The 16,751-nt window shown below is 64.9% G+C and carries 19 protein-coding genes; 11 read left to right on the plus strand and 8 right to left on the minus strand.

Annotation, left to right across the window (positions count from 1 at the left end):
* Nucleotides 1-202: 202 nt before the first annotated feature.
* The gene (locus ACFSX5_RS12635) at nt 203-418 is read right to left on the minus strand and encodes a cold-shock protein (RefSeq protein WP_386833874.1); all 216 of its coding nucleotides are present in this window, start codon (nt 416-418) and stop codon (nt 203-205) included.
* A gap of 895 nt (nt 419-1,313) precedes the next feature.
* Between ACFSX5_RS12635 and ACFSX5_RS12640 the strand changes: the two genes are divergently transcribed.
* The 5 genes from ACFSX5_RS12640 (at nt 1,314) to ACFSX5_RS12660 (ending at nt 4,661) form a co-directional block, all read left to right on the plus strand.
* Entirely contained in the window at nt 1,314-1,700 is a 387-nt protein-coding gene (locus tag ACFSX5_RS12640) for an ArsR/SmtB family transcription factor (protein ID WP_386833875.1), read from the plus strand.
* Complete coding sequence (gene arsN2, locus ACFSX5_RS12645; RefSeq protein ID WP_386833876.1) at nt 1,697-2,122, plus strand: arsenic resistance N-acetyltransferase ArsN2; 426 nt, start codon at nt 1,697-1,699, stop codon at nt 2,120-2,122. The genes ACFSX5_RS12640 and arsN2 overlap by 4 nt, the downstream gene beginning before the upstream one ends.
* Before the next feature lie 7 nt (nt 2,123-2,129).
* On the plus strand, nt 2,130-3,191 hold the full coding sequence (gene arsB, locus ACFSX5_RS12650) for an ACR3 family arsenite efflux transporter (RefSeq protein ID WP_386833877.1): 1,062 nt from the start codon (nt 2,130-2,132) through the stop codon (nt 3,189-3,191).
* Nucleotides 3,188-3,610: an arsenate reductase (glutaredoxin) gene (gene arsC, locus ACFSX5_RS12655; RefSeq protein ID WP_386833878.1), complete on the plus strand. Its 423-nt coding sequence runs from the start codon at nt 3,188-3,190 to the stop codon at nt 3,608-3,610. Before arsB ends, arsC begins: the two co-directional genes overlap by 4 nt.
* 205 nt (nt 3,611-3,815) lie before the next feature.
* A complete protein-coding gene (locus ACFSX5_RS12660; protein ID WP_386833879.1) occupies nt 3,816-4,661 on the plus strand; it encodes an aminoglycoside N(3)-acetyltransferase in 846 nt (281 codons plus the stop codon).
* Here the strand turns inward: ACFSX5_RS12660 and ACFSX5_RS12665 are convergent.
* On the minus strand, nt 4,640-5,374 hold the full coding sequence (locus ACFSX5_RS12665; RefSeq protein WP_386833881.1) for a class I SAM-dependent methyltransferase: 735 nt from the start codon (nt 5,372-5,374) through the stop codon (nt 4,640-4,642). The two genes, ACFSX5_RS12660 and ACFSX5_RS12665, sit on opposite strands and share 22 nt — an antisense overlap.
* Nucleotides 5,375-5,714: 340 nt before the next feature.
* Here ACFSX5_RS12665 and ACFSX5_RS12670 point away from each other — a divergent pair, with 340 nt between their 5' ends.
* The 4 genes from ACFSX5_RS12670 to ACFSX5_RS12685 all read left to right on the plus strand — a co-directional run bounded on the left by ACFSX5_RS12670 (nt 5,715) and on the right by ACFSX5_RS12685 (nt 10,360).
* Nucleotides 5,715-6,464, plus strand: coding sequence for a 16S rRNA (uracil(1498)-N(3))-methyltransferase (locus tag ACFSX5_RS12670; RefSeq protein ID WP_386833883.1), 750 nt, complete (start codon nt 5,715-5,717; stop codon nt 6,462-6,464).
* A gap of 69 nt (nt 6,465-6,533) precedes the next feature.
* A complete protein-coding gene (locus ACFSX5_RS12675; RefSeq protein ID WP_386833884.1) occupies nt 6,534-7,904 on the plus strand; it encodes a glutamate--cysteine ligase in 1,371 nt (456 codons plus the stop codon).
* Between the two features lie 157 nt (nt 7,905-8,061).
* On the plus strand, nt 8,062-9,336 hold the full coding sequence (gene purD, locus ACFSX5_RS12680; RefSeq protein ID WP_386833886.1) for a phosphoribosylamine--glycine ligase: 1,275 nt from the start codon (nt 8,062-8,064) through the stop codon (nt 9,334-9,336).
* 142 nt (nt 9,337-9,478) lie between these two features.
* The gene (locus ACFSX5_RS12685) at nt 9,479-10,360 is read left to right on the plus strand and encodes a patatin-like phospholipase family protein (RefSeq protein WP_386833887.1); all 882 of its coding nucleotides are present in this window, start codon (nt 9,479-9,481) and stop codon (nt 10,358-10,360) included.
* Here the strand turns inward: ACFSX5_RS12685 and ACFSX5_RS12690 are convergent.
* Together ACFSX5_RS12690 and ACFSX5_RS12695 are read right to left on the minus strand one after the other, a co-directional pair.
* Nucleotides 10,357-10,809 carry a nucleoside deaminase gene (locus ACFSX5_RS12690; protein WP_386833889.1) on the minus strand — a complete coding sequence of 151 codons (453 nt, stop codon included), beginning with the start codon at nt 10,807-10,809 and terminating at the stop codon, nt 10,357-10,359. The two genes, ACFSX5_RS12685 and ACFSX5_RS12690, sit on opposite strands and share 4 nt — an antisense overlap.
* 107 nt (nt 10,810-10,916) lie before the next feature.
* Nucleotides 10,917-11,393: a DUF6101 family protein gene (locus ACFSX5_RS12695; protein ID WP_386833891.1), complete on the minus strand. Its 477-nt coding sequence runs from the start codon at nt 11,391-11,393 to the stop codon at nt 10,917-10,919.
* A 271-nt stretch (nt 11,394-11,664) separates the two neighbouring features.
* On the opposite strand from ACFSX5_RS12695, the gene ACFSX5_RS12700 reads away from it, so the two are divergent.
* Together ACFSX5_RS12700 and ACFSX5_RS12705 are read left to right on the plus strand one after the other, a co-directional pair.
* Nucleotides 11,665-12,498, plus strand: a complete 834-nt coding sequence (locus ACFSX5_RS12700; RefSeq protein ID WP_386833892.1) for a 3'(2'),5'-bisphosphate nucleotidase CysQ — start codon at nt 11,665-11,667, stop codon at nt 12,496-12,498.
* Between the two features lie 14 nt (nt 12,499-12,512).
* Entirely contained in the window at nt 12,513-12,764 is a 252-nt protein-coding gene (locus tag ACFSX5_RS12705) for a DUF4170 domain-containing protein (protein WP_386833894.1), read from the plus strand.
* Here ACFSX5_RS12705 and ACFSX5_RS12710 read toward each other — a convergent pair.
* From ACFSX5_RS12710 to ACFSX5_RS12725, 4 genes are read right to left on the minus strand one after another with little or no spacing between them, the layout of a single operon-like run.
* Nucleotides 12,761-13,906 (minus strand): hypothetical protein, encoded by a 1,146-nt coding sequence (locus tag ACFSX5_RS12710; RefSeq protein WP_386833895.1) that lies wholly within the window; start codon nt 13,904-13,906, stop codon nt 12,761-12,763. The genes ACFSX5_RS12705 and ACFSX5_RS12710 overlap by 4 nt on opposite strands.
* 2 nt (nt 13,907-13,908) lie before the next feature.
* Nucleotides 13,909-14,130, minus strand: a complete 222-nt coding sequence (locus ACFSX5_RS12715; protein WP_386835643.1) for a DUF2093 domain-containing protein — start codon at nt 14,128-14,130, stop codon at nt 13,909-13,911.
* Between the two features lie 47 nt (nt 14,131-14,177).
* Nucleotides 14,178-15,788: an exodeoxyribonuclease VII large subunit gene (xseA, locus tag ACFSX5_RS12720; RefSeq protein ID WP_386833897.1), complete on the minus strand. Its 1,611-nt coding sequence runs from the start codon at nt 15,786-15,788 to the stop codon at nt 14,178-14,180.
* 46 nt (nt 15,789-15,834) lie between these two features.
* Nucleotides 15,835-16,728: a LysR family transcriptional regulator gene (locus tag ACFSX5_RS12725; protein WP_386833898.1), complete on the minus strand. Its 894-nt coding sequence runs from the start codon at nt 16,726-16,728 to the stop codon at nt 15,835-15,837.
* Nucleotides 16,729-16,751: the final 23 nt, after the last annotated feature.

Consider the following 16,751-nt stretch of genomic DNA (forward strand, 5'->3'; position numbering starts at 1 on the left):
AACGCATCAAACCCCTTCGTTGAAAGGCGCTGTCAGTCTCGGTGAGCAAAAGAAATCCTAGCACCCACAGGTCCCCATGAAGAGTTGACCGGATCGGCGTAAGCCCCTAACCGACTCGTGGCCAGTGGTTCCCTCCAGGCGCCGGAACGAAGAAGGCCGCCCTTCGGGCGGCCTTCTACATCTACGCGGCTGGTGCCGAAGACTACTTCTGCAGCATCAGGTTGATCGCAGACTCGCGACCATCGCGACCAGTCTCGATCTCGTAGGTCAGCTTGTCGTTCTCGTAGAGACCGTCGACACCAGAATTCTGGACAGCGGAAATGTGCACGAAGTGGTCCTTGCCGCCGTTTTCTGGAGTGATGAAGCCAAAGCCCTTGGTGGTGTTGAAGAACTTAACGGTGCCGTTGATGTTGGCCATGGTATTTTCCTTGTAGCTCGGAGCCGAAGCAAAGCGAGCGTTTCTCCCCTGCGACATGCAGAAGGAGCCTAGAACGTTCGCAAAGTGGATCAGTGAGCCAAGGACCGGAAATGTCCGGCAGAGGCAGCCGACTTGGGCTGAAAACGTGTGAGTGCCTTATGACAGCTGTTCACGTCGGAAACAAGGCGCGACAGGATCAGCGCCTACGGATGGCAATCTTGAAGACACTCGCGTGGGTTTCGGTAGCGGTTTTCACCGCATCGCTGGGCGAAAGGTCCACTTCATCCACAACCCTCTCGATGCTCTCGTTGCGGGATTTTACCCGGTAGAGCAGTGGTCCCTTGTCATGTGGCAGGCAGGAAATGACTTCGCACAGCCCTGCAGGTCTGTTGCTGTGGCGAGGTGCGGAGCGGAGCTCCAAAACCTGACCAGTTTCGAACCGGTGATTCATTGTGTCTCTTTCGCTGGGTGCGCCATCATAGGCGTACATTGAGTGCACTATAGGGCGGACCCGAGCACTCCTGTGCTTCCGCTCAAAACCGGCCAAAGTCAAGGCCGGGTGCTTGCCGACGCTCTCAGCGGCGGGGTGGTGCCCTTGGCCTGAACACAACGCAGGCGAGATCCTGGGAAGGCAGATCCGAAGCGCCGCCCTCCTGTTGTCCAGGTCAAGTCAACGGTTACCTTGCCTGCCAGAGAGCTAAGGGGCAGCCGCGCCGAACCTCGGCAGTGAGCACCTGGAGTTCGACCGGCTTGGAAACACGACACTGGGCGACACCCCTTCGTTCGCCCATCCTATTGTGGCCAATGCCGCGGCCATGGAAGACCAAGAGCTACGATCGAATCTAACGCGGTAAGGTCCCTTGACTCCCTCTGATATATCGATGACTTTGGATTTATGGAAACAAATGATGCACTCGTCGTGTTTGCAGCCCTCTCGCAGCCCACGCGACTGGAAACGTTCCGCCTGCTGATGAAGCACGAGCCGGAAGGCCTTCCTGCGGGTGAGGTGGCTCGCCGGCTCGGCGTTCCCCAGAACACCATGTCCTCGCACCTCGCCATACTGACCCGGGCGGGGCTGATCGACTCTGAACGGCAGAGCCGCTCGATAATCTACCGGGCCGTTGTAGATCGTGTCCGTGAGCTTGCCAGCTACCTGGTTCAGGACTGCTGCGGCGGGCGGCCCGAACTCTGCGGACCACTGGTCGCCGAATTCACCCCATGCTGCGCTTCGGGCACTGGCGTCCTGAAAGGCGCCAGTGGCGCGAGCGAGGGCACAGCATGATCACCGCTGTGCCGGTTTCCGGAACCGATACCAATCTCCAGGCTGCACTTTCAGCCGCAGGCCTGCCTATGGATGACGTAGAGGATACGGGACGCTCCTTCTTCCGCATCGAGCGGGATGGGCAGCGCATCGGCTTTGGCGGGTTTGAGCTTTATGGCGAGGATGCACTGCTTCGCTCCGTCGTCGTGCCGGAGGACAGGCGCGGAACTGGCGCCGGTCGGCTCGTCACCGAAACCCTCCTCGGCGAGATATCCTCAGCCGGAGGCAAGCGCGTCTATCTTCTGACAACGACTGCGGCCAGCTTCTTCAAGCACCTCGGTTTCGACCACATCGGCCGCACTGCTGCTCCGGCAGCGATCCTGGCTACCCGGCAGGCGTCATCCATCTGCACCAGTGCTGCTCTGCTATGGCGTGCCATCTAGAGTGCCTATGACCATCTTCGAACGCTACCTGACCCTGTGGGTCGCCATTTGCATCATCGTCGGGGTCGCCGCCGGCCACTTCCTGCCTTCGGTCTTCGAAGGTCTGGCTGCACTCGAATACGCACAGGTGAACCTGCCGATGGCGGTGCTGATCTGGCTGATGATTATCCCCATGCTGGTGCGCATCGACTTCAGGTCGCTCGGCCAGGTCGGCGCCTACTGGCGCGGCATCGGCGTCACCCTATTCATCAACTGGGCCATCAAGCCGTTCTCCATGGCACTTCTGGGCTGGCTCTTCATAGGCTGGCTGTTCCGTCCGCTGCTGCCTGAAACGCAGATCGACAGCTACATCGCCGGCCTCATCATCCTTGCCGCTGCGCCCTGCACCGCCATGGTGTTCGTGTGGTCCAATCTGACCAGGGGCGAGCCGCACTTCACCCTGTCGCAGGTGGCGCTCAACGACGCCATCATGATCATCGCCTTCGCCCCCATTGTCGGCCTTCTGCTTGGTCTCTCCGCCATCACCGTCCCCTGGGACACGCTGCTCCTGTCGGTCGGGCTCTATATCGTCGTGCCGGTGATCGCCGCGCAGCTCTACCGCCGCTGGCTGCTCGCCAATGGCGGGATCGACAGTATGAACCGGGCGCTTGCAGTCCTGCAGCCGATCTCCATCGCCTCGTTGCTGCTGACCCTTGTCATGCTCTTCGGCTTCCAGGGCGAACAGATCGTCGCCCAGCCTACGGTCATCCTGCTGCTGGCGGTGCCGATCCTGATCCAGGTCTACTTCAACTCCGGCCTCGCCTACCTGCTGAACCGGGTCTCAGGGGAGCAGCACTGCGTGGCCGGTCCTTCCGCCCTGATCGGAGCCTCGAACTTCTTCGAATTGGCCGTTGCCGCCGCCATCAGCCTGTTCGGCTTCAACTCCGGCGCAGCGCTCGCCACCGTTGTCGGCGTGCTGGTGGAAGTGCCGGTGATGCTCTCGGTGGTCTGGATCGTGAACCGCACCAAGGGCTGGTACGAACGCGGCGCCGCAGTCGGCCGCAACACCGAAGCGAAGGCAGCCGAATGAGCGTCACCATCTATCACAACCCCGACTGCGGCACGTCTCGCAACACCTTGGCGATGATCCGCCAGAGCGGCGTCGAGCCCACGGTGATCGAATACCTCAAGACCCCGCCCGACCGGGGCACCGTCACCCGGCTGATCCGCGACGCCGGGCTCACAGTGCGCGAGGCGCTTCGAAAGAAGGATACGCCGTTCGAAGAACTCGGCCTCGGAGACCCGGCCCGGAGCGACGACGAACTCCTCGAAGCTATCGCAGAGCACCCCATCCTCCTCAACCGCCCCTTCGTAGTCACGCCGAAGGGCACCCGCCTGTGCCGCCCGTCCGAGGTCGTGCTCGACATCCTCGAGAACCCCGATATAGGCCCGTTCACCAAGGAGGACGGCGAAGTCATCATCAACGCCGAAGGCAAGCGCCTTGTCTGATGCGGGACAGGAAGCGCCGCAAGACTCTCCCGGCTCCTCCAGCATGTTCAGGTTCCCAATGTCCGTGTAGGGGCGAGCTGCTCCGCAAAGCTGACGGTCTGCTTGCCACCCCTGTCCCGCCACTGAGCCTACTACCCCCTTGCTGTAGATCGGGTGGATGCCGGAAAAGGGCAGTACCAGTCCTCGTGACCGCGGAGTGCCGACCATGAGTGAAGCTGATATCATTGCACGCACCAAGGTACCGGCCACCCGCGAGAGCCTGCAACACGACTTGCCCAAGCTGGGCGTCAGAGCGGGCGACACTCTGCTCGTCCATTGCTCCATGCGTGCCATGGGCTGGGTCTGCGGCGGCCAGGTCGCCGTGCTCCAGGCGTTGTTTGATGCGGTGGGGGACGATGGGACACTGGTGATGCCATCCCATTCCACAGGCCTCACTGAGCCGGCCAACTGGAGCGCACCGCCTGTGCCCCTGGAGTGGATCGAGACGATTCGCTCGACCATGCCTGCATATGAAGCGGCCACCACACCGACTCGCAACATGGGAGCGGTTGCCGAAGCTTTCCGGACCTGGCCCGGTGTTCGCCGCAGCGCCCATCCTGCAAGCTCGATGGCGGCGTGGGGTCGTCACGCCCAGGAGATTGTAGCTCGCCATGAGTTGAGCGATCCATTGGGCCCGACTTCGCCTCTGGGGGAGTTGCACCGGTTGGATGCAAAGGTCCTGCTGATCGGGGTGGAGTTCAACCGTTGTACGGCTCTGCATCTTGCCGAGCATATCCGGTGGCCGGATCGGTCCACTACGAAGGAGGGCGCTCCCATCATCGTTGCCGGTGAACGCGAATGGGTAACTTTCGACGTTCCTCAGATCATGGACGATGATGAATTCCTGATGGTTGGTGAGGCCGCGCTAGCGTCTGGCGTCGCGGCACGCGGCAGCATCGCGCAGGCGCGATGCGTCATCACGAGAATGCAGCAGCTTGTTGGGTTCGCAGTTCAGCACTGGTCCGGCCGCGACCACCCGGCATCGGCCAGTCATCGACACAGGCAAACCTGACGCCAACTTTCCGGATCTAGCGGCTGTCGAACGAAATCACCGAAGCGGCTGGCCAGCGTCAACCCGCCCAGTTGCAGGAGCAGCGGCATTTCCTGCGGGTATATTTGGCGCATGTGGATCGTTGTGCGCCGGAACGTCGGATCAAGCTTCGTCGACCAATACCAATCCGCCTGGCTGACTTGGGAGACCGGATCATAGGTAATCGTCTCCTCCACCGTCACCTCTCCGAGGTGCTTGTGGGGAAAAACGCCCACGGGCCGACGCTGTGCCGAAGGCAGGCTGAGCAGGGATGGGCTCGGCACAAAGATATCGAAGGCGAAGATTCCTCCGGGCGCCAGATGCCGGCGGGCGGCAGACATGGCTCGCACCAAGTCTTCCGTCGTGTTCAGATGCATCAGTGAGTTGGCGGCGATCACTACGACATCGAACTTGGTACCGAGATCGAAATCCCGCATGTCCAGCTCAACGAAGCTGACGTCGACGGCACTCTCACGAGCGGCAGCTTCCGCCCTGTCGAGCATCGCCGAAATGTCCCCTGCCGTCACCAGCGCACCGCTCTTGGCGAGCGGCACCGTCAGGCGACCTGATCCGCAGGCCAGCTCCAGCACCTTTCGAGAGTGGCCCCCAGCGACCTCGACGTAGAATTGCTCCATCGCCTCGTCACGCGGCGCGACAAGGTCATAGAGCTCTGGATCATCGTATAGGTCGGGCACGGTGCTGGCCTCGAGGCTATGAAGTCCGCATTCCTGACCCTCTCGCCCGAAAGCCGACCGGCGGCAAACCACCCGACCGCTGTCGGCAGCGGACCCCACTGAGCCATGTGTATGCGGCGGGACAGTCGCCGCCCCGACCTAGAACTCGTCCCAGTCGGGCGCGACGGCGGCGTTGCCCTGGGTGCGCAAGCGGGGGGCGGGTGCGACGGTGGCTGGCGATGGAGCGAAGGTCGATCGCCTTGGGGCGGGCGGCGCCAGCGGTGACCGCGCGGCTCCGTCGAGGGCGAAGGGGCCAAGCAGCAAGCTGGCAGGTCAGTGTGTTGGAAGATATGCTGCCGCCATGCCCCGCACTCACGCCAGCCTGCCCCGTCTCTTCGTCGATCCTGATCTTGCCGCCGGTGCCGAGATCATCCTGAACAAGGAGCAGTCGCTGTATCTGGCTGCGGTGTTGCGTAAGTCGGTGGGTGACGAGGTCGTGGTGTTCAACGGCCGCGACGGGGCCTGGCTGGCGCGGCTGACCGCGGACAGCAAGAAGTCGGTGGCTCTCGAACCGGTCGAGCAGATTGCGCCGCAGACGCCGCGGCTCGACCTCTGGTACGGTTTTGCGCCGCTCAAGACCGAGCGGCTCGACTATGTGGTGCAGAAGGCGACGGAGATGGGCGTCGGCACCATGCAGCCGGTGCTGACCCGGTTCACCCAGGTCGGCCGGGTAAAGCACGACAAGCTGGTGGCGAACGCCATCGAGGCGGCCGAGCAATGCGAGGTGCTCAACGTGCCGGTGGTGGCGCCGGAGATTACCCTCGATCACCTGCTGGACCGCTGGCCGGAGGATCATGCCGGCCGCAGGCTCGTCTTCGCTGATGAAGGGGAGCCATCGTCGTCTGCGCTGGCAACGCTGCAATCGCTGGCCGGGGAGCGAGTCGGTTTGCTGGTTGGCCCGGAGGGTGGCTTCTCCGACGCCGAACGCGAGCGACTGCGCGGGCTGGACTTCGTGGTGCCGATCAGTCTCGGGCCGCGTATTCTCCGCGCGGACACCGCTGCCGTGGCAGCACTGGCGCTGATTCAGGCATCCATCGGTGACTGGCGATAAATCGCGATTGCTTTCGGTGAACGCAACGCTATGTTCGCGCCCGCATTTGCCCCGTAACCAGAGGACTTCATGGCCGGCGCCGACTCTCATTCTCCGCTGATCGAATCCCGCGCCGACCTGATCGAGGCCCTGGCGCGGGGCGCTAAACCCGCGGACGAGTGGCGGATCGGCACCGAACACGAAAAGCACGTCTTCCACACCGATCCGTTGCGGCCAGTGACCTATGAAGGCGAGCAGGGGATTCGTGCGCTGCTCGCCGGCATCGAGAAGGCAACGGGCTGGCACCCGTTTTATGACGGGGACAACCCGATCGGGCTCAGGAACAACGAGGTCGCCGGCGGCATCTCGCTCGAGCCGGGTGGCCAGTTCGAGCTCTCCGGGGCGCCGCAGGTGGATTTGCACGGCACCGCCGAGGAGATGGGCGAGCATCTGCGCGTTGCCCGCTCCGTGGCCGAGCCGCTCGACATCCATTTCCTCGGGCTCGGGGTGACGCCGCTGTGGTCGGTCAGGGACATTCCGGCGATGCCGAAATCCCGCTACGGCATCATGGCGCCGTACATGGACAAGAAGGGTAAGCTCGGAACCTCGATGATGTTCCGTTCAGCCACCGTTCAGACCAATCTGGACTTCTCGAGCGAAGCGGACATGGTCAAGAAGTTCCGGGTATCCCTGGCGCTGCAGCCGGTGGCGACGGCCCTGTTCGCCAATTCGCCCTTCTCAGAAGGCCGCGACACCGGCTATCTCAGCTACCGCAGTCAGATTTGGCTCGACACCGATCCCGACCGCACCGGCATGCTGCCCTTCGTGTTCGACGAGGGCTTCGGCTTCGAGCAGTATGTCGACTATGCGCTCGACGTGCCGATGTATTTCGTCATTCGGGACCACAAATACGTCAACGTCGCCGGCGAGAGCTTCCGGGCGTTCCTCAAGGGCGAACTGCCGCAACTGCCCGGCGAGCTGCCCACCGTCAAGGACTGGGAAGACCACCTCTCCACCATTTTCCCGGAAGTGCGGCTGAAGCAATATCTCGAGATGCGCGGCGCCGACATGGGCGACGAGGCTTCGGTCACGGCGCTGTCGGCGTTCTGGACCGGGCTGCTCTATGACGAGGTGTCGCTGGAAGCCGCCTACGAGCTGATTGAGCCGTGGACCCGCGAAGAGCGCGAACACCTGCGCCGCGAGGTGCCCCGCCTGGGGCTGATGACTCCGCATGACCGGTCCAACCTGTTCGACGTCGCGGCGCAGGCCGTTGGCATCGCCGAGGCCGGACTGGTTCGGCGCGGGCGGCGCAATGCGGCCGGCAAGGACGAGACCATCTATCTGGCGCCACTGGAAGAAGTGATCCGCACCTCGCAGTCCCCGGCCGAGCGCTGGCTGGAGCGGTTCCGTGGCGAGTGGGATGGGGATTTGACGCGGATTTTTGCTGAGGCGGAGCTGTAGGGCTCCACTCCGGTCGATCCCCTCCCCGGCCCTCCCCGCAAGGGGGAGGGTGTGGCTCCACTCTGCTGGAGCATACCGACCGAAACAATCTCGCCAGTCCCGCCCTTGCCACTCCCCGCCATCTCGTGCATCACGCGCCTGACATCGGAGGGCACAGATGCGGGTACTGGTGATCGGTTCGGGGGGGCGCGAGCATGCCCTGGCGTGGAAGCTGGCGCGGTCTCCGAAGGTCGACAAGCTGTTCATCGCGCCGGGCAATGGCGGTACCGAGGCGGTGGCGGAGAACCGCGAGGTGGATATCACCGACCACGCGGCGTTGATTGCCCTCTGCCGGTCCGAAAGCATCGACTTCGTCGTGGTGGGGCCCGACGCGCAGGTGGTGGCGGGGCTCGGCGACGACCTGCGGGCGGCAGGCATCGAGTGCTTCTGCCCGTCCAAGGCGGCGGGGCAGTTGGAAGGCTCCAAGGGCTTCACCAAGGCCCTGTGCGACGAGATGGGCATTCCCACCGCCCGTTACGCGCGCTTCGACAACGAGGCCGATGCCCTGGCCTATGTCTATGCCGAGGGCGCGCCGATCGTGATCAAGGCCGACGGTCTGGCGGCCGGCAAGGGCGTAACCGTCGCCATGACGCTGGAAGAGGCCGAGGCGGCGATCACGGACTGCTTCGCCGGTGCTTTCGGACAGTCAGGCGCCGAAGTGGTGGTGGAAGAGTTCATGGAAGGCGAGGAGGTCAGCCTGTTCGTGCTCAGCGACGGCACCGATATCCTGCCGCTGACCACGGCGCAGGACCACAAGCGCGCCTTTGACGGCGACCAGGGGCCGAATACCGGTGGCATGGGGGCCTATTCCCCGGCGCCGGTGCTGACCAAAGCGCTTTATGATCGCGCCATCAACGAAATCATCCTCCCGACCGTGAAAGGTCTGGCCGCCCGCGGCACTCCGTATCGCGGCGTGCTCTATGCGGGGCTGATGCTGACGGCCGAGGGCCCGAAGCTGGTGGAATACAATGCCCGCTTCGGTGACCCGGAATGCCAGGTGATGATGATGCGGCTCGACAGCGACCTGCTGGAGCTGCTGCAGGCCACCGCGAGCGGCAGTCTCAAGGGCATGGACGTACGCTGGAAGGATGCCTGGGCGCTGACCGTGATCCTCGCAACGCAGGGCTATCCCGGCAACTACGGCAAGGGCTCGGAGATCCGTGGGCTGGACCAGATCGATGATCCTGAGGTCCAGGTCTTCCACGCCGGAACGCGCCGCGATGGCGCGCGTTTAGTTGCTGCCGGCGGGCGCGTGCTCAACGTCACGGCGCTCGGAACCACGGTGAAAGACGCAAGAGACCGTGCTTACCGATGCGTGGACAAGATTGACTGGCCGGAAGGCTTTAGCCGCAGCGACATCGGTTGGCGCGAAATCAGCCGTTCCGGCGCCTGAACCCTTTTTCAATCTCAGCCGCCTAACCTACCTCCGATCCGTCTTCGACGAGGCGCCGTCGCCCCGGCCGCTGACGCCGCTGCAACTGCGCGGCAAGCGGCTGGTCGAGCGGCTGCGCTCCAAGGGCAAGGAGCGGGGCGGCATGAGCACGGTTTCGGGTCCGCGCATCGGCGTGGCGCTGGGTGGCGGCTCGGCGCGTGGGCTGACGCATATCCCCTATATCGAGGCGATGGATGAGCTGGGGCTCAAGCCGTCGGTGATCTCGGGCACCTCGATCGGGGCCCTGATCGGCGCTGGCTGGGCTGCGGGCATGACCGGCAAGGAACTGCGCGAGCACTCGTTCGAAGTGCTCGGCACCATGCGCATCATCGCCGGCCGGCTGTGGAGCCACCATGTCCGTGGGCTCAGCGGTCTGTTCAAGAGCGGGCTGTCGGTGCAACTCGATGCCACGAGCATCGTCGATGCGTTTACGCCGGAGCATTTTCCGCACGAGTTCAAGGATCTCAAGGTGCCGCTCTATGTGGTGGCGACCGATTTCCAGTCCTGGCACCAGACGGTGTTCAACTCCGGGCCGTTGCGGCCGGCGGTGGCGGCCTCGATCGCCATTCCGTCGCTGTTCAAGCCGGTAGTCCACGCCAATCACGTGCTGGTGGATGGCAGTGTGGTCAACCCGCTGCCGCTGGATCAGGCCGATATCGACACCGATTTCCTGATTGGCATTGACGTCAATGGCGACCCGTCCGAGGGGCTGTTCAAGACCGACCACCGTCCCCTCGACGTCTGGTTCGGTTCGGCGCAGATCATGATGCACTCGCTGATCGCCCACCAGATGGCGGCCTACCCGCCGGACGTCTATGTGCGCCCGCATGTGGCGCGGTTCGGGGCGCACGAGTTCTGGCGGGTGCGCGAGATCCTCAACCACGTCGATGCCGAGAAGGACCGCTTCAAGCGCATTCTCGAGCAGAAGATCGAGGACTATATCGCCGACCGCCAGCCGGTGATCGACAGCAATCCCAACAGCTAGTCGCGCAAGCCGCGGAAGAATTCGCGCAGCAGCGCTTCGGAGCGGCTGGCGCCGAGGCCGCCGATCACCTCTGGACGGTGGTGGCAGGTGGGTTGGGCGAAGAGGCGGATGCCGTTGTCGACGGCGCCGGCCTTGGGATCTTCGGCACCGTAGTAGACGCGGCGGAGACGCGTGTGGGCGATGGCGCCAGCGCACATGGCGCAAGGCTCGAGCGTCACATAGAGATCGCAGCCGTCGAGGCGGCCGGTGCCGCGGGTTTCGAGAGCAGCACGGATGGCGAGGAATTCGGCATGGGCGGTGGGGTCGCGCATGGCCTGCATGCGGTTGCGTTCGGCGGCAAGGACGCGTTCACCCTCGACGATCACGGCACCGACCGGCGCTTCGCCGACGGCGGCGGCTTCGGCGGCGAGCGCGAGGGCGAGGTCCATGGGTGCGGTCACGGGCGGCATGCTGTTCCGCTATCGCCTCGCGAGCGGAAGGGGAAGCCGAAAACGCCGAAAGGCCGACCGCACCACCGGCCGACCTCTCAACGTGCTTTGGAGGGCAGTAAACTCGTTCAGATCGCGTCCGGCTGGCCGGGCTTGCGCCGGTTGAGGAAGCGCGGGCGGCGGGAAGCGTCGGCGGCAAAGCGCCGGCGCGGGGCAGGGGGAGCAGCGGTGATGCCGCTGACCTGCTGGCTGTAGGGCAGGTAGGTGCCATCGCCTGCCTTGATGAACAGCGGCAGGCGGAGCTTCTTGCCCCAGTTCTGCCATTCGGCAACGACGGTGTGGTTGCCCTCTTCCTCGAACACCCGATAGTTGAGGTCCGGATCGGAATGCACCAGTTCGATGGCGCTGGAGAGCACGCCCTCCTCGGTCAGGCTCGTGGCCACGGCCACGCCGATGAACTCGGTGACCGGCACCTTGATCTTGATGGCAATTCCGCTCTGCTCGAGCACGCGCCGGACCGTTACGGTCTTGACCGGATCGCGCGGGCCGTTGTCGTTGGCAGCCACGAACCGGCGCTCCGCCAGGTCGCGGCGCGGGAACGCCAACACAACTGCTGCTCCTTCCATCGCAACGCCGTGATGCATTTGAAACTCGCCTTCCTGTCAACTTCGAGAGCTTTTGCGCCCTGCTTTATGGGCCTCACGATAGCGCCCCGCCTTACCCGTGGCCTTAATCGGTTCGGTTAAGTTTATCTTGTTTCCGCGAACGGTTAGCGGGTGCTGACTCGGTGTAGGAAGCGATTAACTGCGATGTCGCGCGACAGTGTCTCTCCGCGCGCTTGCTCGCAGGGGGAGCCGGGCCTAAAAGGGCCCGCCAATGCCAGATTTTCCGACCAGCCACGCCGAAGACCTCGAACTGCTCCGCTCCGCCGCGGTGGCAGCGGGGATCATCGCGGCCGGTTATTTCCGCCAGGACGTGAAGAGCTGGAAGAAGGAGAACGCCACGCCGGTCAGCGAGGCGGATATTCTCGTTGACCGTTATCTGGCGGCAAGCTTGCTCGGTGCGCGCCCCGACTATGGCTGGCTCAGTGAGGAGACGGTCGACAATCCGAGCCGGCTCGCCTGCCGGCGGGTATTCGTGGTCGATCCGATCGATGGCACAAGCGGGTTCCTCCGGGGAGAGGACAGTTGGACCATCTGCCTTGCCGTGGTTGAGGACGGGGTGCCGGTGGCGGGGGTGGTCTATGCTCCGGTGCGCGACGAACTCTATGACGCCATCGCCGGAGGCACCGCGCGGCTCAACGGCCAGCCCTTGCGCCGCAGTCGACGGGCCGGAGCGCTGCCGTTGATCCCGGCACCCGGCGCGGTGCACCAGCAGATGCAGAAGGCGGGGCTCAACTACACGCGCGGCCCCGTTTACTCCTCTTTGGCTTATCGGCTGGTGCAGGTCGCCACCGGCCGGCTCGACGGGCTGGCGGTGCGCCGCGGCAGCCAGGACTGGGACATCGCGGCGGCGGCGCTGATCCTCGATGCGGCGGGCGTCGACTTCGCCGACGTCTGCAGCGGGACCCCGCGATTCAACAAACGAGATGTGCGCCACGGGGCGCTTGCCGCGCTGAGTGACATGAGCCTAAAACCCGTCGTCCACGCGGCGCTGATCGATGTCTACGGGTGTCCCGAGACGAGCGACGCGGACTTGGCTATCTCGTAAGGAAGGATTCGGCCATGGCGGCTTCGACCGAAAACCAGAAGCAACTGCTCCATCTCGTGATCGGCGGCGAACTGTCGAGCCTCGACGGTGTCACCTTCGACGATCTCGACAAGGTCGACATCGTGGGCCTCTACCCGAACTATGCCTCGGCCTACGACGCCTGGAGGCGCAAGGCGCAGATGACTGTCGACAGTGCCGAGACCCGGTATTTCATCGTGCATCTGCACAGGCTGCTCGACCCCGAGACCGGCAAGTCTGACGCCTAGTTCAGAAGCGCGGCCAGGATCGCGTCGAGAGCCCCGGGGCCGCCAATGCGTTCCCGGCCGATTGTCGCCAGGCGGAAGCGCTCGGACGAGTCGGTGAGCAGCCTCTGAAGGGCGTCCCGCACCTTGGCGGCGTCCGCCTCCACTACGACCCGTGCGTCGCCGAACAGCCGCTGCTCGTCTTCGAAGCGGGAGCGGCGATCGCGCGGGTTGATGAAGGTGATGACGGGCCGACCGAGACCCAGCGCCTGCACCGTGGCGGTGCCGGCCTGACTCAACACCAGGTCAGATGCCTCAAGCAGGTTGCCCATCGCCGAACCGCGAGCCATGTGGATGGTGAGCCCGCCGTCGGTGAGTTGCCCGAGATCGCCGGATTCCGCCGTCAGCATGGACACCCGCGTGAGACCGCTGGCGCGAGCCAGTTCGTCCACGCTGACGCTGCCAGCGGCGGCGAGGAAAACGTTCGGGCGCAGGTCGTCCGGCAGGCCGCGGATTGCCTCGACTTGCAGGGCGAAGCTCTCGGAGGTGAGGGCGCGGCTGCCGGGCAGCAGCGTCACGGCGAAGGGGCGTCGGCGCCGGCTCACCGCGTCGTAGTCTCCGTGAGGAATGGTATCCATCATGACATTGCCGGCGGAACGCGCATCGACACCGCCGGCAGCGAGCAGTTGCGCCAGGTTGGAGGCGCGGCAGAATACCGTGCTGCAGGCCTTCCGGATCGCCCAGCGTTCCGGGCCCGAATAGAGGCGAGCAGCGCCGGTCTTGTAGACGTCTATATAGAAGAGGTTGCGGTGGCCGGCGGCCAGGCACGCCAAGACGCCCACCATGTCTCCGACTACGACGACCTTGTCGTATTTGCCCCGAACCTGGCGCAGGAAGCGCAGTGCGGGCGGAATGGTACCAAGGCCGCCGGCGGCAAGGTCCCTTCGCAGCGAGCCCTTGACGTTGCGCCAGCCTTCGGAGGCGAGCGTCGCCCGCGGGCCGACGATGGGGCACACGCTTGCATAGGCGTTGCCCGACCCGATCATTGGATAGGCTTCGACCATGACGTCACCGGCGAGGCGAGCCGCGATCTGGGCGGCTATCGCATCCTCACCATGACCGTTCGAGATAATCAGAAAACGCGGGCGGACTGACGCTTCCGCCACGCTCAGACTCCGCGGCCGTAACGCTCGAACGCGGTGTGGGCGGCCTCGGCATCGGCATAAGGCTCCTGCCGGTCGACGCTCCAGTAGAACAGTTCATCGAGCGCGATCGGCTTGCCGGTGATGGCGCAGCGCACGAAGGTGCCGGGCTTCAGCACCACATAGTCACCGTCCATGTAGCGGATCGTTGCCTCGGCCGGCGCGAAGCCCTTGTCGAAGATGTTCATGACGCCATTCCTTGTCGTGCCGTCGATATAGCGCTCGGCACTGCCGATCAAAAGAGGCTTTCCTGCGTCCCTTCATCCGCCCGGCTCTTTCGTCGCCGGACCACCGGGCTACCGGAGACAGTGACGCCGACCTCACCATCGTGGAATTCGACCGCCAGCGGCTCGCCGGGCGCCAGGCCCTCGCGGTGGTGGACGAGGTTGCCGTCCATGTCCTTGACCACGGCATAGCCGCGGGCGAGCACGCTGCGATAGCTCAGCGTGTCGAGCAGTTTGCCCGCCTGGGTGAGGGCCGCCTGCCGGTCTCCGATGGTGCGGTCGATGCCGGCCATGAGCCGCGCGGCCAACGGTGTGAGGACACTGCGCCCGTGGCGCAGGTCGGCGCGCAATGCGCTGGGGGTAAGCTTGACGGCGGTCGCGTGGAATTGAGCGCGGCGGCGCTCCACCAGACGGGTGACTTCAGGTGCGAGCCGGGTGGCGCACGGGTCGTATTTCAGCCGCGCCTGTTCCACCGTCTTGCGAACGCCGGCTTCCTTGCGCAGCGACAATGCCGCAAGCCGTTCGCCCAGTTCCGCGCGGCGTCGCTGCAGCAGTTGCGGGGCGAGGCGCGGTGCGACGCGAGAAAAGGCGACGTGCCGGTCCTGCACCGAGTGCCGCAGGCAGGCGAGCAGGGAGCTGGCAGCATGGTCGAGCCGCTGCCGCTGTGCCGTGACGAGGTCGTGCGGGCGCGGCAGCCCGGCGGCGGCAGCGCGCAGCCGGTCGCGGGCGGTTGCAGCTACACGTCGGGCGCCATTGCGCTGGCGGGCGCCGAGATCGTCCACATAGCCAACGAGTTCCGTCCGAACCGGGACGGCAGCTTCCGCTGCCGCGGTGGGCGTGGGCGCCCGCATGTCGGCGGCGTAGTCGCACAGGGTAGTGTCGGTCTCGTGCCCGACGGCCGAGATGACGGGAATGCCGCTGGCGGCAACCGCGCGTACCAGGGCCTCGTCATTGTAGCCCCACAGGTCTTCGATCGAGCCGCCGCCACGGGCGACGATCAGCAGGTCCGGCCGTGGCGTTGCGCCGTTCGGGGCCAGCGCGTTAAAGCCTTCGATGGCGGCAACCACTTCGGCGGCGGAGGTCTCGCCCTGGACGCGTACCGGCCAGACCAGCACGCGCGTGGGGAAGCGATCTTCGAGGCGGTGGAGGATGTCGCGGATCACTGCGCCGGTAGGCGAGGTGATGACGCCGATCACCCGCGGCAGATAGGGCAGGGGGCGCTTGCGCTCGCGGGCGAACAGTCCCTCCGCCGCCAGCTTCTTACGGCGCTCTTCGAGCAGCGCCATCAGCGCGCCGGCGCCTGCCGGCTGAATCTGCTCGATGACGATCTGGTATTTGGAGGAGCGCGGGAAGGTGGTGAGCCGGCCGGTGGCGATGACCTCCAGTCCCTCCTGGGGCTTGAAGGTCAGCTTGGCAAAAGCGGTCTTCCACACCACCGCGTCGATGGAGGCGTTCTCGTCCTTGAGGGTGAAATAGGCGTGGCCGGATGAGTGCTGGCCGCGATAGCCGGAGATTTCTCCGCGCACCCGGACATAGCCGAACTCTTCCTCCACCGTTCGCCGGACAGCTTGCGAAATCTCGCTGACGGTATACTCGGCGGCGTTGGTCAGAACCTGGGACATGCTGTTTTGGTGCGCCAACCGCGCGGCCGGGTCAAGCGGGTGGCGCTTACTCGGCGGCCTCGGCCTGCGAGCCGGTCGGGACGTCGAGATTGCCCATCGATTGCACGATATGGTTGGCGAGCGCGTCATAGATGCCGCCATAGGCGTGGCTCGCCCGCATCAGGGCGATCTGCGCATCGCCCAGCCGGGGCAGGCCCTGTTCGTCACCAATCACGCGCATGCCGGGCTGGAGGGCGCTTTCCGGCAGAAAGCCGACGGCAAGATCGGAGAGCACGGCACTCGAGATGGCAGTGGCGTTGGACGATGTATAGGCGACGCGATAGTCGCGCCCGGTGCGCTCCAGCGCCTCCATGGCGTCCTTGCGCCAGATGCAGCACTGCGGACCACAGGCGATCGCCAGCGGTTCACTGGCGAGGGCGCGTCCCCCATGGGAGGCGACCCAGAACATCCGCTCGGTGCGGAACAGTTCGCCGTAGTTCTGCTCCGTGCCCTGGGTGAAGACGATCAGGTCGTAGCGGCCCGCGCGCATGCCCGAGAGCAGTTGTTCGGACGCCATGCAGGACACATCGACGGCGATACGCGGATGGGTGCGCTGGAAGCTTGACAGGATCACCGGCAGCAGGCGCACGGCATAGTCATCGGGGACGCCGAAGCGAATGGAGCCCGAGAGGTCGTCATCGGAGAAATGGTCGAGAATCTCGGCGTTGACCCGCAGCATCTTGCGGGCGCGGGCATAGAGTGTCTCGCCATGAGCGGTGAGGGTGACACTGCGGCCGTCACGCGTGAACAGCGTGTGACCCAGCCGTTCCTCGAGCCGCTTGATCTGCATCGACACTGCCGACTGAGTCTTGTTCACCCGCCGCGCGGCCTCGGTGAAGCTGCCGCAATCGGCGATGGCGCAGAAGCTCTGCAACTGATCGAGGTCGAGCGGAGCGGTCATTCAGATCATCACGCGAATTGATC

This window comes from Devosia albogilva, from assembly GCF_042685625.1.
Taxonomy (GTDB): domain Bacteria; phylum Pseudomonadota; class Alphaproteobacteria; order Rhizobiales; family Devosiaceae; genus Devosia; species Devosia albogilva.